This is a genomic window from Pelomonas sp. Root1237 (genome assembly GCF_001425055.1).
In the GTDB taxonomy this organism is placed as follows: Bacteria; Pseudomonadota; Gammaproteobacteria; order Burkholderiales; family Burkholderiaceae_C; genus Pelomonas.
The window spans coordinates 23,531-36,804 of the sequence record NZ_LMDK01000004.1 but is presented as its reverse complement, the minus strand read 5'-3'; the positions used below and the strand labels follow the sequence as shown (position 1 = coordinate 36,804).

The 13,274-nt window shown below is 67.9% G+C and carries 8 protein-coding genes; 4 read left to right on the top strand and 4 right to left on the bottom strand.

The window, feature by feature from the left end; genetic code table 11:
* Positions 1-37 precede the first annotated feature (37 nt).
* The 4 genes from ASC91_RS05660 to ASC91_RS05645 are packed head-to-tail and all read right to left on the bottom strand — an operon-like array spanning position 38 to position 8,545.
* A complete protein-coding gene (locus ASC91_RS05660) occupies positions 38-1,942 on the bottom strand; it encodes an NPCBM/NEW2 domain-containing protein (RefSeq protein WP_056193569.1) in 1,905 nt (634 codons plus the stop codon).
* On the bottom strand, positions 1,939-4,623 hold the full coding sequence (locus ASC91_RS05655; protein ID WP_082532458.1) for an alpha-galactosidase: 2,685 nt from the start codon (positions 4,621-4,623) through the stop codon (positions 1,939-1,941). Before ASC91_RS05655 ends, ASC91_RS05660 begins: the two co-directional genes overlap by 4 nt.
* Positions 4,620-5,714, bottom strand: coding sequence for an amidohydrolase family protein (locus tag ASC91_RS05650; RefSeq protein WP_056193566.1), 1,095 nt, complete (start codon positions 5,712-5,714; stop codon positions 4,620-4,622). Before ASC91_RS05650 ends, ASC91_RS05655 begins: the two co-directional genes overlap by 4 nt.
* Positions 5,714-8,545 carry a TonB-dependent receptor gene (locus ASC91_RS05645; protein ID WP_056193563.1) on the bottom strand — a complete coding sequence of 944 codons (2,832 nt, stop codon included), beginning with the start codon at positions 8,543-8,545 and terminating at the stop codon, positions 5,714-5,716. Before ASC91_RS05645 ends, ASC91_RS05650 begins: the two co-directional genes overlap by 1 nt.
* Before the next feature lie 385 nt (positions 8,546-8,930).
* On the opposite strand from ASC91_RS05645, the gene ASC91_RS05640 reads away from it, so the two are divergent.
* The 4 genes from ASC91_RS05640 to ASC91_RS05625 are packed head-to-tail and all read left to right on the top strand — an operon-like array spanning position 8,931 to position 13,270.
* Positions 8,931-9,845, top strand: a complete 915-nt coding sequence (locus tag ASC91_RS05640; protein ID WP_056193560.1) for an EamA family transporter — start codon at positions 8,931-8,933, stop codon at positions 9,843-9,845.
* The gene (locus ASC91_RS05635) at positions 9,842-11,125 is read left to right on the top strand and encodes a D-tagatose-bisphosphate aldolase, class II, non-catalytic subunit (protein ID WP_056193557.1); all 1,284 of its coding nucleotides are present in this window, start codon (positions 9,842-9,844) and stop codon (positions 11,123-11,125) included. The genes ASC91_RS05640 and ASC91_RS05635 overlap by 4 nt, the downstream gene beginning before the upstream one ends.
* A gap of 4 nt (positions 11,126-11,129) precedes the next feature.
* On the top strand, positions 11,130-12,299 hold the full coding sequence (locus tag ASC91_RS05630) for an SIS domain-containing protein (protein ID WP_056193554.1): 1,170 nt from the start codon (positions 11,130-11,132) through the stop codon (positions 12,297-12,299).
* Between the two features lie 5 nt (positions 12,300-12,304).
* The gene (locus ASC91_RS05625; RefSeq protein ID WP_056193551.1) at positions 12,305-13,270 is read left to right on the top strand and encodes an N-acetylglucosamine kinase; all 966 of its coding nucleotides are present in this window, start codon (positions 12,305-12,307) and stop codon (positions 13,268-13,270) included.
* Positions 13,271-13,274 lie beyond the last annotated feature (4 nt).

The window sequence follows — 13,274 nt, the reverse complement described above, 5'->3', positions numbered from 1 at the left end:
GTGCCAAATAGCGATGGAGAGAAGGCGTGCTGGGCGGCTACTCGATGCGAGCGTCGCCCCAGGTCACGACGACAGGGCCCGTGGTGTCGGCCCCGTGTTGGCGCGCGATCAGCTCGATCAGCTTCACGCCTCGCAGGTCGGCGCTGAGTTCGCGCGCCGGTTGGTTGAACTTGGTGGGCGTGGTGGCCGCGAGGCGGCGGCCATCACCCCAGACTTCGAAGCTGACCGCAGCGGTCTTGCCGCGCGTCGAGTCGTCCACGCCGACGCGGGCAACGAAGCGTTGCGAGCCGGCGGGCACCTGCACCTGCAGCCGCGAATCGGCCAGCACGCCGACGCCATGGCGGAAGGCCTGGCGCTGCACGCTGAGTGCCTGGTCATAGGGCGTCGAGTCGGCACGCGGCGCGCCCCAGCCGGCGTAGGCCGGGCGGGTGCCGCCGTTGTCGGTGGTGGACCAGGACGCCAGCGCACGGTAGCCGATGGGATCCTGCTCCAGCGCGCGGATGCCGTCGCGCGCCACGTAGACGTTGCCGGGGCGCTCGGAGACGAAGTAGCCGCGCGGCAGCAGGTGCTTGCCGGTGGCGGTGAACAGCAGCGCCTCGCGCGGCTTCAGCTCGAACTCGCGCTTGTCCGTGAACGTGCCCGCATCGGCGCGAGCCCAGGCGTCGCGCAGCGCGACGGGTGCTGTCGCGTCCATCTTCAGGTGTTCGGCGGTCAGCGTGAATTTGGCGGCAGCACCCGTGCGGTTGAACAGCAGCACGGCCTTGCGTCCATCGGCCAAGCTCTTGACGAGGATCTGCCGGTCACTGTCGGCATAGGCGAGCACGCCCTGATGGCCGGCTGGGTCCTGGTTGATGGCGACGACCTCGGGTGCCTTCAGCACGTCGATGAGGGCGGGCGAGGCTTTCGACAGGTCGGTGCCGATCATCAGCGGCGCGGCAGCGATGGCCCACAAGCCCATGTGGGTACGGGCTTCGAGCAGGTGATTGCCGTCGAAGTCGCCGTTGCCGATCTCCAGCATGTCGGGGTCATTCCAGCGGCCCGGGCCGGCGTAGAACTCGCGCGTAGCGACGGTGTCGAAGTTGTGCAGCATCTGCGAGAAGCTGGGCGCGATGTCGCGGCTCGTGCGCCACATCGTGCCCGCCTCGGCGCCCCAGCTGCGGACATTGGCGGCGCCCCAGAGGCAGACCGACAGCACATAGTCGCCATGCGGCCGCACGCTGCGCAACGCCTGCGTGACGCGGCCGTACAGGGCGCGGGCGCCGTCCATGTCGGACTGGTTGGCATTGCCCTCGACGACCGTCGGTCCGAACTCGCGGAAGCGGCCCGACATGACCGGGGGGCGGTCCTTGCCGTACGACGACAGGCCGCAGCCGTCCACCTTGATGAAGTCGAAGTTCCAGTCGCCGAAGTAGAGCGCGATGTCGCGCTCGACGTTGTTCATCAGCCCCACCTCCCGCTCAACCTGGCTGCCTTCGGGCAGGTTGGGGCTGTCGGTGTTGTAGGCCTGCGAGCAGGCGTTGCGGCCGATGTCGGAGTACAGGCCGGCCTTCAGCCCCATCGCGTGGATCTTGTCGGTGAACGGGCGCAGCGACGTGCCGGCCGCGCCGCCGGTGCCCGCGCTCGGGAACAGATTCGTGCGCACCTGCATGCGGCCGTCGCTCGCGCGGCGCTGCCGCCACCAGCCGTCGTCGATGTTGATGTTGCTGTAACCCGCCGCGGCCAGCCCGGTGTCGACGATGACCTGGGCCGAGTCGAGCACCCTCTGCTCCGTGAGGTCCATGTGGAAGGCATTCCAGCTCGACCAGCCCATCGGTGGCGTCGGCGCGCTGCCGACGCCCTGATGGGCCCAGCGGCCGGTGGGGGCCAGGGGTTGCTGCTGCGCATGGGCGGTGGCAAGGAGCAGGGTCAGGGCGAGGGTGATCGGGGCGAGGCGATGCTTCATACGGTGCGGGTCATCAGGCGGCCGAAGGCGGCGGGAAGGTGGAAGTCGGGCTCGGGCGTGCGCGTCGGGCTCCAGCTGGAGTAGACACGACCCCTACCCTGGCCTTCGACGCGGAACAGATTGAGCCGCCAGCCGTCGTCGGCGCCGTCTGCACTCTGCATTGGCACGGCCAGCTCGGCCGTCCACACCTTGTGCTTGGCGTCGATGTGCGCCTTGGCGCGGCTCTCGCCGACGATGCGCTTCTTGCCCGAGGCCTCGACGGCGATCTCCAGCAGCAGGCCGTTGGGTGACACCTCGACCTCGCGATAGCTCTTCAGCCCTGCGCGGTCCGGCGCCTGCAGGAAGACTTCGACGACGTCGCGCTCCCACAGCGGCCAGATGTCCGTGGCGGATGCCGCACGCTCAAAGGTGTTCAGCGTGTCGAACTTGCAGATGAAGCGCAGGTAGAGCTCATTCGCACCGCGCAGCAACTGCACACGGGTGGACTGCGGGCCGGCGAGCGCCTTGCCCTGCCAGTCGTGGCGGAAGAAGGTAGCGGGCGCGTCGGCCCATTGCGAGGCGAGCGGGAAGCCGTCGGCACCCACTTGAGATACCTTGGCGGCGAAGGCGATAGGCAGCGAGTCTGGCGTTTCAGGTCGCGCTTCGATCAGCAGGCTGTGCGTGAAGCGAACGGGTAGCGTGGGCTTGTCTGCGCTCACCACGCCAAGCTCCTTGCCCGTCAGCGAATCGCGCAACTTCCAGCGGCCATGTGCCAAGCCACGCAGCGTGACCGGGCCGTCCCAGCGCTCCGCATAGAACGCGTAATGCAGCGCCCCGCCCTGCTCCACAACATGCGTCTCGGGCTGGTCGAAGCCCAGGTCGTACAGCTCGCCACGGTAGCGGCCCTCGGCCAGGCGCTGGCGGTTGTAGAGATCGACCCACTGGCGCCAATGCTGCTCGCGCTCGGGCGTCAGCAGGAAGGAGTCCTTGGGCTTGGGGTCCACCGGCCAAGTGAATTTGCTGGCGACGACGGCACCGATGCCGACGCTGGATGCGAAGTCATGCCCGCCCGTACTCAGCTCCACGTGGTCGCCCGCGTAGGCGGCCCAGGGGCCCATCAGCGCCTTCAGCGTCTTGCCCTTGTGGCGCACTTGCCAACTCGACAGCGGGTCGGACGCCGGCGCCTGGTCCATGAAGGGCATGTTGTGGAAGGCATAGCCGGTGCCGCAGGGGCAGACCTCCACCACCGCTTCCGGGTTGGCCGCGTGGGCCGAGTCGTGCATGACCTTGTAGAAGTCGGCGAGCTTCTCGACCGCGTCTTCCGGCCGCCCATGCCTGTGCGCGGGGTTGAAGCAAGGCGCCACGCCGTTGAGGTGTTGACCGTCGACCTTGAGGCCATCGAAACCCCAGTCGCCGATGATCTTCTTCACCGTGGCGGCCAGGCGGGCCTGCGTCTTCTCGTAGGCCGGGCAGAGGTAGAAGCTGTTCCACCACGTCACGTTCTGCACCGCGCCGTCCTTGTCCAGCAGCAGCAGGTCGGTGTGGTCGTGCAACTCGTCGCTGCCAGGCGCCACGGCCAGCGGCGCAATCCACAGGCGCGCCTTCATGCCGCGGGCGTGGATGTCGGCGACGAGCGCCTTCATGTCGGCCTCGCCCTTGGGGAACTTGGCCAGGTCGGGTGTCCAGTCGCCGGTCTTCACCTGCCAGCCATCGTCCAGCACCGCCCACTTGAAGCCCAGCTCCTGCACCTTGGGCAGGGTGGCGCGCACATAGTCGAGCGAGAAGTCGCGCTCATAGCCCCAGGCACACCACTGCGCCTCGTAGGCGCTCTGCGGCGGCTGGGGTGCTGCCAGGCCCTGCGCGGACATCAGGCGGCGGTAGCGGTCCAGCGGCACGAAGAAGTCGCCGCGGTGCACGGCGATGAAGCTGGGCGGCGTGGTGAGCGTGGCGCCGGGCGCCAACGTCTGCGGTGCGTCGCCGCGCAGAGAAATGTCGACCTGGTCGCCGCTGGCCTTCACGGGCAGCGCGACGAGCTGCGGTTGAAGGGCCAGGTGGCCAACGGCCAGGCCGACATCGCGTCGCCAGACATCGACGACGGGCGTGCCGCCGCCGTAGTCCGACGCATTCATGCCCATGAAGTTGCGCTGCTCGAAGCCGCGCTTGACAGGCTGCACCCAGTCGCGGCGGTCGGCGTGGCTGGCGCCGGAGTAGGTCCAGTACCCACCCGCATGGCGCGGCGCGGCGGCCAGGCGGTGGGCAGCGTTGACCCAGGCGTCGACGGTGACGGGCTTGTCACCTGTGTTCGTGTAGTCGACGTCCAGCAGCGCGACGCCGGGATGCTCGTCTAGCAGCGTCACGGTGACACGCTTCTCGATGCCCTCCACCGAGCGGCCGACGAGGCGTAGCGTCTGGCCGGCGCCGAACGGCGTGGTGGCCTTGGCCGGATCAGCCTTCTGCAGCGCGAAGCGGCTCAGCGCCCTGCCCTTCACGACGAGATGCTCACTCGCGTCGAAGCCGGTCAGCGCGGCGGGCTGCTTGCCCAGCAAGCTGACGACGCGACAGCGCATCTGCTCATCGAACTGCAGCGACAGCGCGCCGTCCTGCACGCGCACATGACCCTTGCCCTCAGCCTGAGCGAGCGGCAACTGTGTGGCCAGCGGCGCGGCGCCCAGCCATTGCAGGAAGGCCCGGCGTGCCGTCATCGCTTGCCGCCCCAGGCGCCGGGGAATGTCCGCTCGGCGTTCAGGTGGTAAAGCTTGTCGACGACCTCACGCGGCAGCGCCAGCCCCTTCACCGGCTTGTCGAGGTCAGCCACCTTGAAGCTATCCGCCGTGTTGAAGTAGCGCCAGTGCATGCGCCACACGCCTTCGGCTTCCTTGGCCAGCGCGGTGCCGTCCTGGTCGGGCGCCTGCGACATGTCGCTGCCGTACATGACGCGGTCCTGGTATTTGATGAAGAAGCGGCGCACGCGCTCGCGGTCCTTCTGGCTCTGGTATTGCAGCTGACCGATGCGCGCGGCAACGTCGACCTTGGCGTTGGGGAAGCGGTCCAGGAAGGCGGCCAGCTCATCCACGCTGCGCTCCAGCGAGGCGAGGTGAACGCCGATGAAGTTCAGGCCCGGGTGCGCCGCCACCATGCGGTCGCGCGCGGCCATCTGCGCTTCCCAGCTGGGCATCTCGGGATGCAGGGCCATGTGGTATTGCGGGTGGGCCTTGAAGTATTCGCGGTCATTGTTGACCGTCATCTGGTGCAGCGGCAGCCAGCAGTTGTGGGGCTCACCCTGGTGGCCGAGCAGCGGGATGCCTTGTTTGGCGAAGTCGTCGAACAGCGGCGCGAAGCGGGCGTCGTCGATCATGACGAGCTTGTCGTCGGCGCCCTTCAGGCCCATGCCGATGTTCTTCCACACCTTCACACCGACGGCGCCGGCCTTCATGGCCGCCGCGATGCGCTGGCGCGTGGCGGGCAGCCAGGCGGGCTGATCCGAGCCGTCCACCGAGAAGCTGGCCGCCCAGGCCACGTCCTTGGGAAATTGCTTCTGCAACTCGATCGCCACGCGCTGTTGGTCGTCCAGCGGCGGGAAGTCGGGGTAGTCGACGTTGATCGTCAGCACCTTGAAGTTCTGGCGCTTGGCCGCCGCCATGAAGGTCGGCGCGGGGTTGTGCAGATGCAGGTGGGTGTCGATCTTCACGACACGGCTGTAGTCGGCCATCGTGTAGCTGGCCCCATCTGCAGCCTGTGCGGATAAAAAGGCCGCCCCGGCAAGCAGGGCGGCAACACGGAGGAGATCTTTCATCAGAACTTGATCGAAGCGCCGACGGTGAACGAACGGCCATAACGGTAGTAGCCCTGCGGCAGCTTGACGCTGTCGTTGCCCAGCGTGTACTCCTGCGTCGCGTCGGTCAGGTTGTTGCCTTCGATGCTCAGGCGCAGCCACTTGTTGACCTCGTAGGCGATCTGGGCCGTCGCCCAGGTCACGGCCTTGGCGCGCTCGTTGAAGCCGGCGCCCAGCACGTTGGTGGCGGTGACGAAGGCGTCGGTGTGGTCGGCCGTGGCGCTCATGCTCCACGGGCCCTTCTCGTACAGCAGGCCGAGCGACGACGTGGCCGGCGCGATGCCTTCCAGCGCACGCTCCTCGCCGCCCACCCAGCTGCGCGACTTGTTGCGCGTGTACTGCGCTCGCACGCCGAAGCCGTTGTCGAACAGGTGTTGCAGGCCGATCTCGAAACCGCGCGCGGTGGCCTTGTCGCCATTGATGGGGCGGCTGACATTGAACAGCCGGCCGCCCGGCGCGCCGATGTTCTGCCCCGTCAGGTACTCGCTGGTGATCTGGTTCTTGATGTTCTTCTGGTAGACGGCGAAGTTCAGGGCCGAGTCCTTGGCGTAGTACCACTCCAGCGACACATCGGCCTGGCGGGCGCTGTAGGGCTTGAGGTTGGCGTTGCCGCCGAACACCTGCGTGAAGTCGCCCCAGGAGATGCTCTGCGTCGTGCTCGTCGGCGCCAGCTTGTCCACCGACGGGCGGGCCATGGTCTTGGCTGCGCCCAGGCGCAGTTGCAGATCGTTGGTGATCAGCCAGGTGAAGTTGACCGACGGCAGCGCGAAGTTGTAGCTCGACTCCTGCTGCAGAACGGAAGGTGGCGCGTAGACGGCCGTGTAGTTGAACGCACCGTTCTCGATGATGTCGACAATCTTGGCGTCCCAGGCCTGGGAGGTCGTCTTGGTCTTCACGAAGCGCACGCCGACGTCGGCGTTCCAGCCGTCGCCCGACAGATCGGCCTGCATGAAGGCCGTCGTCGTCTTCTCCGTCACTCGGTAGCTCTCCAGCGGGTTCCAGGCCGGTGCTGCCTTGCTGAAGTCGTAGGTGCCGCCGCCCGGGCGGGGCTTGCCGTCGTAGGCCTGCAGCGCCTGCAGGTAGTTGTTGATATCGAAGCCCAGGAAACTGCGCGGGAAGTTGCCGCTGACGCCGTCCATGAAGCCGGACGGGCTCAACGTCTGGTTGATGACATTGCCGCCCAGCGCGCCGACGTTGATGGCGTTGGCGCCCGAGTAGTGGCCGTCGCCCGCGTTGAAGGCGTTGTTGATGAGGTCGCGCGACTTCTTGCGGTTGGTCTGGCTGAGGCCGAACTTCAGCTGGTCGATGTAGAAGCGGTCCAGCTTCCACTCGAGATTGCCGGTGGCGCCATCGATCTTGTCATCGATGTTGTCGCCGGCCAGGCTGAAGTAGTGGGTGTTGAAGTCACTGGCCTTGAACAGGCCTTGCGCCAGGCCGGTCTGCAGGTCGCGGCCGTCGGTGAAAGTGGTCTTCACATCGGGCACAGCCGCCCCCGTCAGCTGGATGCGCGTGACATTGGGCTGGTTCATGCGCAGCACGACATAGCTGTCGTTGCCGCCGGAGTGGCGCTTGGAGGTGGACTTGTAGATGTCACCCGTCGCTTTCAGCGTGGGCGAGATCTTCCATTCCGCGTTGGCACCGTACATCGCGGTGTCCACCACGCGGTACTCGGTCTTGTTCAGCAGCTCGGGGTTGAGCGCCATCTCCGGGTCGGGGTTGGCCAGCGTGAAGTCGGTCACCACGCCGTTGGTGATCTTCATGTTGGACCAGCGGCCCGGCGCGTACAGCGGATAGAAGGACAGCTGGTAGCCGACCTGCGGCGAGTCCAGCCGCGTCTTGAAGCCGTCGACGACGACCTTCACGTCGCTGCTGGGCCGCCACTCGACCTTGCCGGAGAGCGCCATGCGCTCCTTCTTCTCCATGATGGTGCCGAAGCGGAACTGGCCCGGACCGATCAGGCCTTCCTCGTCGGGGTCCAGCTGCCCGTTGCCGTTAGGGTCGATGGCGCCACCCCAGGTGTTGCCCCAGGGCCAGAAAAGCTCCGGCTTGTTCGGCGCCGGGTTGCGCGACCAGCCGCCATCATTGCCGGCCGTGTCGGTGCGCACATCGCGCTTCGCATACACCACACCGAGCAACACGCCCACCTGGTCGCCGAAGGTGTTGCTGTAGGTGCCCGACAGCTTGGTGCCGTTCAGGCTGCTCATCTGGTTGCGGTCGGCCTCCACGCGCAGCAGGCCGCGCTGACCCTTCTGGTCGAAGGGGCTGGCCGAGCGCAGGTTCACCAGGCCGCCAATGGCACCTTCGACGAGGGAAGCCTGCGCGGACTTGACGACGTCGGCGCCGCTGATGACGTCGGCCGGCAGCACGTCGTAGGCGAAGTAGCGGCCGGCGCTGTCGGTGCCGAGCAGGCGGCTGTTGAAAGTCGTGATCGTGTACTCGGGGCCGAGGCCGCGGATGCTGACCTTCTGACCTTCGCCACCCGCCGTGCGCGAGATGGACACGCCGGTGATGTGGCTCAGCGAGTCGGCCACGTTGTTGTCGGGGAACCGGCCCAGCTCGGTCGCGCTGATGCTGTCCTGCACGCCGGCGGCGTTGCGCTTGAGCGCAAGGGACTTCTGCAGGCTGGCACGGGTGCCGGTCACTTCGACGCGGTCCAGCGTGTTGTCGGTCTCGGCTTTGGCGGCCTCCTGGGCCCAGGCCGGGGCGACGGCACCGAAGGCGGTCAAGGCCATCAGGCCAGCCAGCGTCAGCGGGTGCAGCGCGAAACAACGGGGTTGCAGGCGAGGACTCATCGAACAGTTCCTTTGATCTTGTGTGTCGGGGCTGCCGTCGGGGCAGCGCGATGTCATCTGCTTTGGATGCCGGGGCAGCTCTCCCCCGGTGCGGTGTGCCGGCTCCTTGGATGCCCCTCGAACCGGCTTGACGCAAGTCTACGAATTCTTTCGTTTGATTTCGTATAGAGTTTTCACCGATGCCGAATGCTTTCGATGAATCATGCCACGAAAGGCTTCCACCTCGCTGACATAGAGGGAGCGGCGCGAGCTATATAGGGATTTGCCCCTCGCCTCCGGAATTCGGCATACGAAGGCGTTTTCGTCGTTGTGTTTTCGTTTTCGTTCGTTTATGCTTTCACTCGAAAGTTCCAAACGGCACTCCCAGATCCACGAAAGACTTCCGATGCAGAGCAACTGGCTCACGTACGCACTGATCTCGACCCTGCTCTGGGGCGTCTGGGGCGCCTTCACCGGCCTGCCGGCCGAGCATGGTTTTCCGGACACCTTGATCTATGCCGTGTGGGCACTGACCATGATCCCGCCGGCGGTCATCGTGCTGGCCCGCACCGGCTGGCGCATCGACCGTGACCGCCGTTCCGTCGTGCTCGGCCTGGCCGTCGGGCTGCTGGGTGCCGGTGGCCAGATGCTGCTGTTCCGCGCGGTGCAGTCGGGCCCGGCCTATCTGATCTTCCCGATCGTGTCGCTGTCGCCGGCGATCACCATCGCGCTGTCCTTCGGCCTGCTGGGCGAGCGCACCGGCAAGCTGGGCGTGGCCGGCATCGTGCTGGCGCTGTGCTCCCTGCCTTTGTTCGACCTGCAACTTGGCCAGACGGGTCAGCCGATGGGCCTGTGGTTTGTTTTGGCCCTGGCCGTGCTCGTCGCCTGGGGCCTGCAGGCCTACTTCATCAAGCTGGCCAACGCCGGCACCAGCGCCGAAAGCATCTTCTTCTACATGGCCGTCGGCGCCCTGGCCTGCGTGCCGGTGTCGCTGTGGATGACCGACTTCTCCCAGCCCATCAGCTGGGGCTGGCAGGGCCCGGGCCTTGCCGCCGTCATCCAGGTGCTGAACGCCATCGGCGCGCTGGCCCTGGTCTACGCCTTCCGCTACGGCAAGGCCATGGTCGTGTCGCCCATGGTCAATGCCGGCGCACCGTTGCTGACGGCGGTGCTGTCCATGGCCCTCAGCGGGGCCGCGCCGAGCGGCAGCAAGCTCGCCGGCGTCGCCCTGGCCCTGCTGGCTGCGCTGCTGCTGGCGCTGCAACCCGAAACGCCCTCCTCTTCTTCCTCTTCCCAACCCGTTCAAGGAGACGCCGCATGAAGCTCATGCTCGACCTCGTGCGCCGCCACAAGCAGGCAGCCAACGGTGATGTCGCCATTGGCATTCCCTCGGTCTGTTCCGCGCACCCCGTCGTCATCGCCGCCACGCTGCGCGAATGTGCTGCGCACGGCCGGCCTGCCCTCATCGAGGCGACGTCCAACCAGGTCAACCAGGACGGCGGCTACACCGGCATGACGCCGCTGGACTTCCGCCGCTATGTGCAGGGCCTGGCCGAAGCCGAAGGCCTAGCGCCCGAGCTGTTGCTGCTCGGCGGCGACCACCTCGGTCCCAACGCCTGGCGCAAGCTGCCCGCCGAAGTGGCGATGGCCAAGGCCGAGATCATGGTGGCGCAATATGTGAGTGCGGGCTTTCGCAAGATTCACCTGGATTGCTCGATGTCCTGCGCCGGCGACCCGGTGCCGCTGCCCGAACCCGAGATCGCCGCCCGTGCCGTGCGCCTGTGCCGCGCAGCCGAGCAGGCGTGGCGCGACGCGCCCGACCGTGGCGACCCGCCGGTGTACGTCATCGGCACCGAAGTGCCCGTGCCCGGCGGCGCGCATGAAGACCTGGGCGAGCTGGCGGTGACGTCGCCCGAGGCCGCCGCCTCCACGCTGGAACTGCACCGCGACGCCTTCGCCCGCGCGGGGCTGGACCTGGCCTGGGAGCGTGTCGTCGCCATGGTCGTGCAGCCCGGCGTGGAGTTCGACCACCACAAGGTCATCGACTACCGGCCCGAGAAAGCGCGGTCCTTGAGCGCCTTCATCGAAAGCCAGCCCGGCATGGTTTTCGAAGCCCATTCGACCGACTACCAGACCCCCGAGCACCTGGCCCAACTGGCCCGCGACCACTTCGCCATCCTGAAGGTCGGCCCCGGCGTGACCTTCGCGCTGCGCGAGACGCTGTGGGCGCTGGCCGCGGTCGAGCGCGAATGGGTCGGCAAGGGCGAAGGCCTGGTCGACACCGTGCTGGGCGTCATGCGCGCCGAGCCCGAGCATTGGCGCGGTTACTACCAAGACCCGACGCGGCTGAATGTCGACCTGGCATATTCCTTAAGCGACCGCATCCGCTACTACTGGGCCCACCCCGCCGTGCGCGAGGCCTGCCGGACCATGCTGGCCCGCCTGGACGCCGCGCCGCCGCCGCTGACGCTGCTGAGCCAGTACCTGCCGCGCCAGTACGAGGCGGTGCGCGACGGCCGCATCACCACCGGCACCGATTCCCTGCTGCGCGACGGCACTGTCCAAGCCCTGCGCCCCTATCTGCACGCCTGCGCCGCCTGATCCCATGACATTGCTTCACCTCGACCCCACCGACCTCGACCACCGCGGCGCCACGCACACGGCCCGTGAGATCGCTCATCAGCCCGCCGTCTGGCAGACCGTTTACGCCCAACTGCAAGCCGAGCGCCCCGCCCTCGACGCCTTCCTGGCGCCCCTGCTCGCCCTGCCCCAGCTGCGCATCGTGCTGACCGGCGCCGGCAGCTCGTCCTTCATCGGCCAATGCATCGCGCCCGCCCTGTTGCGTCACCTCGGCCAGCGCCCCGGCATCCGCGTCGAAGCCGTGGCAACGACCGACATCGTCTCCAGCCCCGAACAATGCCTGCAGCCCGAGGTGCCGACGCTGCTGGTGTCCTTCGCCCGCTCCGGCAACAGCCCCGAAAGCCTGGCCGCCGTGGAGCTGGCCGACCGCTTCATCAAGACCTGCCACCACCTCGTCATCACCTGCGCGGCGGACGGCACGCTGAACCAACGCATGGCTGGCCAGTCCCATGCGCGAGTGCTGCTGCTGCCCGACGAGACCAACGACCGCGCCTTTGCGATGACGTCCAGCTTCAGCGGCATGCTGTTGGCCGCGGCCTGGGCTTTCGACTTGCCGCTCGCACCGGTGGCCGACCTGGCCCGCGCCGCGCAGACCTTGGCCGAGGGCGAGATCGACCGCCTCTATGCACTGGCCGAACAGTCCTTCGAGCGCATCGTCTTCCTCGGCAGCAACACGCTGCTGGGCCTGGCCCGCGAGGCCGCGCTGAAGATGCTGGAGCTGACCGACGGCAAGCTCGTCGCCATGGCTGACTCGACACTGGGCTTTCGCCACGGGCCCAAGACCATCCTCAACGACAAGACGCTGGTCGTCATCATCCTGTCCAACGACCCCTACACGCGCCAGTACGACCTCGACCTGCTGCGCGAGCTGCGCCAGCAGGGCCCGGCTCGCGTGCTGGCCCTGCGTACGTCTGCGCTGAACGGTGCCGAAACTACGCATGCCGACGACGTCCACCTCGCCCTGCCTGCGTCCGCCCCCGACCTGGCGCTGGCACCCGTGGCACTGGTGTTCGCGCAATGCCTGGCCCTGCTCGCCTCGCTGCAGCTCGGCATCACGCCCGACAACCCCAGCGCCTCGGGCACCGTGACCCGCGTCGTCAGCGGTGTCACCATCCATCCCGTGACACAGCAGTAGTAAGGATGACTTCCATGTTCCTCGGCATCGACGGTGGCGGCACGAAGACCGCCTTCGTCCTCGTGGACGAGATCGGCCGCCTGCTCGCGCGCCACGAGTCGACGACGAGCTACTACATCGAGATCGGCTTCGACGCACTGCGCGCGCTGCTGTGCGACGGCGTGCAGGCCGCGCTGCGCCAGGCCGGCGTGGCGGCCAGCGACGTCAGCTACACCTTCGCCGGCCTGCCCGCGCATGGCGAGGACAGTGAGCTGCTCGGCACCTTCGACGCACTGCTCACCGGCGTGGTGCCACACAGCCGCGTCGGCAACGACATGATCTGCAGCTGGGCCGGGTCGCTGGCCGGCGCCGACGGCATCAGCCTCGTTGCCGGCACCGGCTCCATCGCCTATGGCGAATGGATGGGCCGCGGCGCGCGCTGCGGCGGCTGGGGCGAAGTCTTTGGCGACGAAGGCTCGGCCCACTGGCTGGCGCGCGAGACCCTGGCCCTGTTTTCGCGCATGGCCGACTGCCGCGCCGAGCCCGGCCCGCTGCTCGGCCTGGTGCGCGAGCACTTTGAGCTCAAGCATGACCTCGACCTCTGCGGCGAGATCAACGGCAGCGCCGCGCGCAGCGAGCTGGCCCAGGTCGCCCGCCTGGCCACGGCCGCCGCCAACGCGGGCGACGTGCAGGCCCGCCAGTTGCTGGTGCGCGCCGGCGACGAACTGGCGGCCCTCGCCGCCGGCGTGGCGCGCAACCTCGGCATTGCCGGGGTCTGTGGCATCCAGGCCGTGCCCGTGTCCTATTCCGGCGGCGTGTTTGCGGCCGGGGAGCTAGTGCTGGGGCCGCTGCAGGCGGCGCTGGCGCGGCGCCTGCCGGGGTCGGTGCTGAAGACACCGCGCTTTGGACCTGAACTGGGCGCGGCGCTGTACGCAGCGCGCCTGGCCGGGCGGCCGTTGTCGGCCGAAGCGCTGGCGCGGTTGGACGCTTAAGCCG

Excerpts from the sequence above, each read along its gene's own strand:
- ASC91_RS05660 (WP_056193569.1), bottom strand. The coding sequence starts at position 1,942 with ATGAAGCATCGCCTCGCCCCGATCACCCTCGCCCTGACCCTGCTCCTT.
- ASC91_RS05655 (WP_082532458.1), bottom strand. The coding sequence starts at position 4,623 with ATGACGGCACGCCGGGCCTTCCTGCAATGGCTGGGCGCCGCGCCGCTG.
- ASC91_RS05650 (WP_056193566.1), bottom strand. The coding sequence starts at position 5,714 with ATGAAAGATCTCCTCCGTGTTGCCGCCCTGCTTGCCGGGGCGGCCTTT.
- ASC91_RS05645 (WP_056193563.1), bottom strand. The coding sequence starts at position 8,545 with ATGAGTCCTCGCCTGCAACCCCGTTGTTTCGCGCTGCACCCGCTGACG.
- ASC91_RS05640 (WP_056193560.1), top strand. The coding sequence starts at position 8,931 with ATGCAGAGCAACTGGCTCACGTACGCACTGATCTCGACCCTGCTCTGG.
- ASC91_RS05635 (WP_056193557.1), top strand. The coding sequence starts at position 9,842 with ATGAAGCTCATGCTCGACCTCGTGCGCCGCCACAAGCAGGCAGCCAAC.
- ASC91_RS05630 (WP_056193554.1), top strand. The coding sequence starts at position 11,130 with ATGACATTGCTTCACCTCGACCCCACCGACCTCGACCACCGCGGCGCC.
- ASC91_RS05625 (WP_056193551.1), top strand. The coding sequence starts at position 12,305 with ATGACTTCCATGTTCCTCGGCATCGACGGTGGCGGCACGAAGACCGCC.